This is a genomic window from Gilvimarinus gilvus, assembly GCF_030518155.1.
GTDB lineage: Bacteria > Pseudomonadota > Gammaproteobacteria > Pseudomonadales > Cellvibrionaceae > Gilvimarinus > Gilvimarinus gilvus.
The window spans coordinates 1-403 of the sequence record NZ_JAULRU010000515.1 but is presented as its reverse complement, the minus strand read 5'-3'; the positions used below and the strand labels follow the sequence as shown (position 1 = coordinate 403).

Sequence of the window (403 nt, the reverse complement as noted above, 5' to 3'; positions counted from 1 at the left end):
TGCAACACCACAGGCTTGTTCTTTACATTTTTTCACACTCGCCCTACAGGTATTAACAGCCGCCCAGCAATGCCTGCCGTAGCATATACCCCGTCATCATCGGAAGATCCGCATGCCTACTACCCTCTCCCTTCGCCTGCGCCCAGTGGCGCTTCTGGCGTTTCTGAGCCTGTCCCTGGCCGGCTGCGGCAACAGCGCCGAGCAAGACGAACAGGCGCCCACCCCGCAAGTACGGGTGGAAACCCTGCAACTGCAGCCCTTGGCCATCAGCAGCGAACTCAGTGGCCGCATCCTGGCCCCGCGTACCGCAGAAGTGCGCGCGCGGGTCGCCGGCGTGGTGCTCAAGCGGGTGTACCGCGAAGGCAGTGACGTCAAGCAAGGCGATGTGCTGTTCCTGATCGAC

1 pseudogene is annotated in these 403 nt (G+C 62.0%); it reads left to right on the top strand.

Annotated elements, in window-relative coordinates:
• Window positions 1–112: 112 nt before the first annotated feature.
• Window positions 113–403: pseudogene (locus tag QWI17_RS09820) on the top strand (efflux transporter periplasmic adaptor subunit); the annotation flags it as partial.